This is a genomic window from Streptomyces sp. NPDC057654 (assembly GCF_042800135.1).
In the GTDB taxonomy this organism is placed as follows: domain Bacteria; phylum Actinomycetota; class Actinomycetes; order Streptomycetales; family Streptomycetaceae; genus Streptomyces.
This window is the reverse complement of the sequence record NZ_JBHVHQ010001129.1, coordinates 1-2,256: the sequence shown is the minus strand read 5'-3', so window position 1 is coordinate 2,256 and position 2,256 is coordinate 1. Positions and strand designations below refer to the sequence as shown.

Annotated in this window: 3 protein-coding genes; 2 read left to right on the top strand and 1 reads right to left on the bottom strand. The window is 73.3% G+C overall.

Annotated elements, in window-relative coordinates; translation table 11 throughout:
• Positions 1-46 precede the first annotated feature (46 nt).
• A complete protein-coding gene (locus tag ACFU99_RS41245) occupies positions 47-505 on the bottom strand; it encodes an Rv3235 family protein (RefSeq protein ID WP_384403225.1) in 459 nt (152 codons plus the stop codon).
• A 350-nt stretch (positions 506-855) separates the two neighbouring features.
• Between ACFU99_RS41245 and ACFU99_RS41240 the strand changes: the two genes are divergently transcribed.
• Together ACFU99_RS41240 and ACFU99_RS41235 are read left to right on the top strand one after the other, a co-directional pair.
• Entirely contained in the window at positions 856-1,362 is a 507-nt protein-coding gene (locus ACFU99_RS41240) for a DUF6912 family protein (RefSeq protein ID WP_384403223.1), read from the top strand.
• 57 nt (positions 1,363-1,419) lie between these two features.
• Positions 1,420-2,106, top strand: a complete 687-nt coding sequence (locus tag ACFU99_RS41235) for an HAD family hydrolase (protein WP_384403220.1) — start codon at positions 1,420-1,422, stop codon at positions 2,104-2,106.
• Positions 2,107-2,256 lie beyond the last annotated feature (150 nt).

Sequence of the window (2,256 nt, the reverse complement as noted above, 5' to 3'; positions counted from 1 at the left end):
GGGCTTTCCGTGTTCCGCCCCGCGCTTTCGTTTGGCGGCCGGGCGTTCAGGTGCGGGCCGGTTCGCCCAGTTCCACCGCCGAGCAGCGCCAGCGTTCGTCCGCGCCGCGCTCCAGGCGGAAGGCCAGCGCCCGTACGCGGTCGCCTGAGGCGATACGGGCGAACGCCTCGATCACTCCGGACCGGGGGCGGAACTCGTCGCAGTGCCGTACGACCGGGGTCCTGCCGCCCGGTGCGGCGGGCCGCAGCGGGGCCTGCGGGGCCAGCTCGACGATCCGGTCGTAGGCGGCTCCCAGGGTGTGGCCGAGCATCCAGTGAGTGGGGCGCTGGCCGCTGAGGGTGAGCAGGAGGCGGTTGGCGAACCAGTAGCGGGGCAGCAGCTCGCGCTCGCGCCGCCGGGCCGCCAGGTCGGCGGGGCCGGGGCGCCGGGTGTCGCCGCGGCGGGGTGGGGCGGTGGGGCCGGCGGGCCTGGTGCCGCCGGTCCTGTTGGCCGGTGTCCTGCTCACTGTTGTCCGGCTCGCCGGTGTCCTGTTCGCCGGTGTCCTGCTCGTCGTCCTGTTCACGCTGTTCGCCCCCGTCGGTCCGGTCCGGTGGTGATACCGGGCAGTAGCTTTTGTCGGGAGTCTTCTATCCGCGCCCTTCCGGCCGCGGCAAGGGCGCCGCAGGCACCCTCGGTCCCCCCGGAAATTCACCTATCAGGGGCGGCCGGGCGGCAGCCGGGACGTTTCGCCGACGTGAGCGGGCAGCTCACAGGGGTCGTACGGGCGTCCGCACCGCGTACGTCCCGGCACCCCGAAGGGGGACGCACGCCCGTATGCTGGCCCAGTATTCGTAAGCCTTGAGGAAAGCGGCGGTCATGCGCGTCTACGTCCCTCTGACCCTCCCCGGCCTCGCCGCGGCGCACAAGGCGGGCGAGGTCGGCCCGGCCCCGCTGCACGCCTACGCCGTCACCCCCGCGCTGCGCGAGTGGTACGTCTCCGACGACATCGAGGAGCTGGAGTACGCGGCCCTCAGCCGCGCCGCGCAGGCGTCCCTGCGCCGCCTCGCCGCCGATCCGGAGGCGGCCCGCAAGCGCGTCGTCGTGGCCGTCGACGTGCCGGACAAGGAGGCCGTGGCCGACCCGGACCGCGGGCTCGACCAGTCCTCGGTCGGCGAGGTGCGCCTCGCCTCGGCGGTGCCGCTGTCCAAGGCCGCCGCGGTGCACGTGGACGCCGACGAGGCCGAGGCGGACATCACTGCGGCCGCCGCCGCGCTGGGCGCCGCGGATCACGGCGACGACGACGCGCAGTTCACGGTGGACGGGGCCGAGGACCATGAGCTGCTCTGGTTCGCGACGCAGGAGATCCCGACCATCGTCGGCTGACCCGCTGCCGTCGGCTGCCATCGGCTGCCGCCGGTTGTCACTGGGTACCGTCTTGGCATGGGGACGCGCACTGCACACATCGTCTGGGACTGGAACGGCACGCTCTTTCACGACATCGACGCGGTGATGTCGGCGACCAATGCCGCCTTCGCGGAGGTCGGGCTGGCACCGATCACGCTGGACCGCTACCGCGAGCTGTACCGCGTGCCGATTCCGCGTTTCTACGAGCGGTTGCTGGGGCGCCTGCCCACTCAGGCGGAGTGGGAGCACATGGACGTCGTCTTCCACCGGCACTACCGGGGCCACCTGGAGCGCTGCGCGCTGGCCGAGGGGGCCGAGGCGCTGCTGGAGAGCTGGCAGGGGGCGGGCGGTACGCAGTCGATCCTGTCCATGCACGGCCACGACGACCTGGTTCCGCTGGTGCGGGGGTTCGGGATCGAGCCGCGGTTCGTACGGGTCGAGGGGCGGCGGGGGCCGTCCGGGGGCAGCAAGGTGGAGCACATGGGGCGGCACCTCGCCGAGCTGGAGCGGGAGCTGGCAGGGGTGCGGGCGGGGCGCACGGTGGTGATCGGGGACGCGCTGGACGACGCGGAGGCGGCTCGGGGGGCGGGGGCTTTGGCGGTGTTGTATTCCGGCGGGTCCCATAGCCGGGCGAGCTTGGCGGAGGCCGGGGTTCCTGTGGTGGACAGCTTGGCTGAGGCCGTGGCTGTGGCGGAGGGGTTGGTGGCCTCCGCCCACCAGTGACGTGTCCTCGGCCGGACGGGCTTACGGGGCTCCGCCCCGGGCCCCGGTCCTCAATCTCCCCCAGCTACCGCTGGGAGGTGCCCCCTGACGGGCTGGTGTGATGCGGCTCGTCCGCTGGGCGCGGCAACGTACTTTGTCCTCAATCGCCGG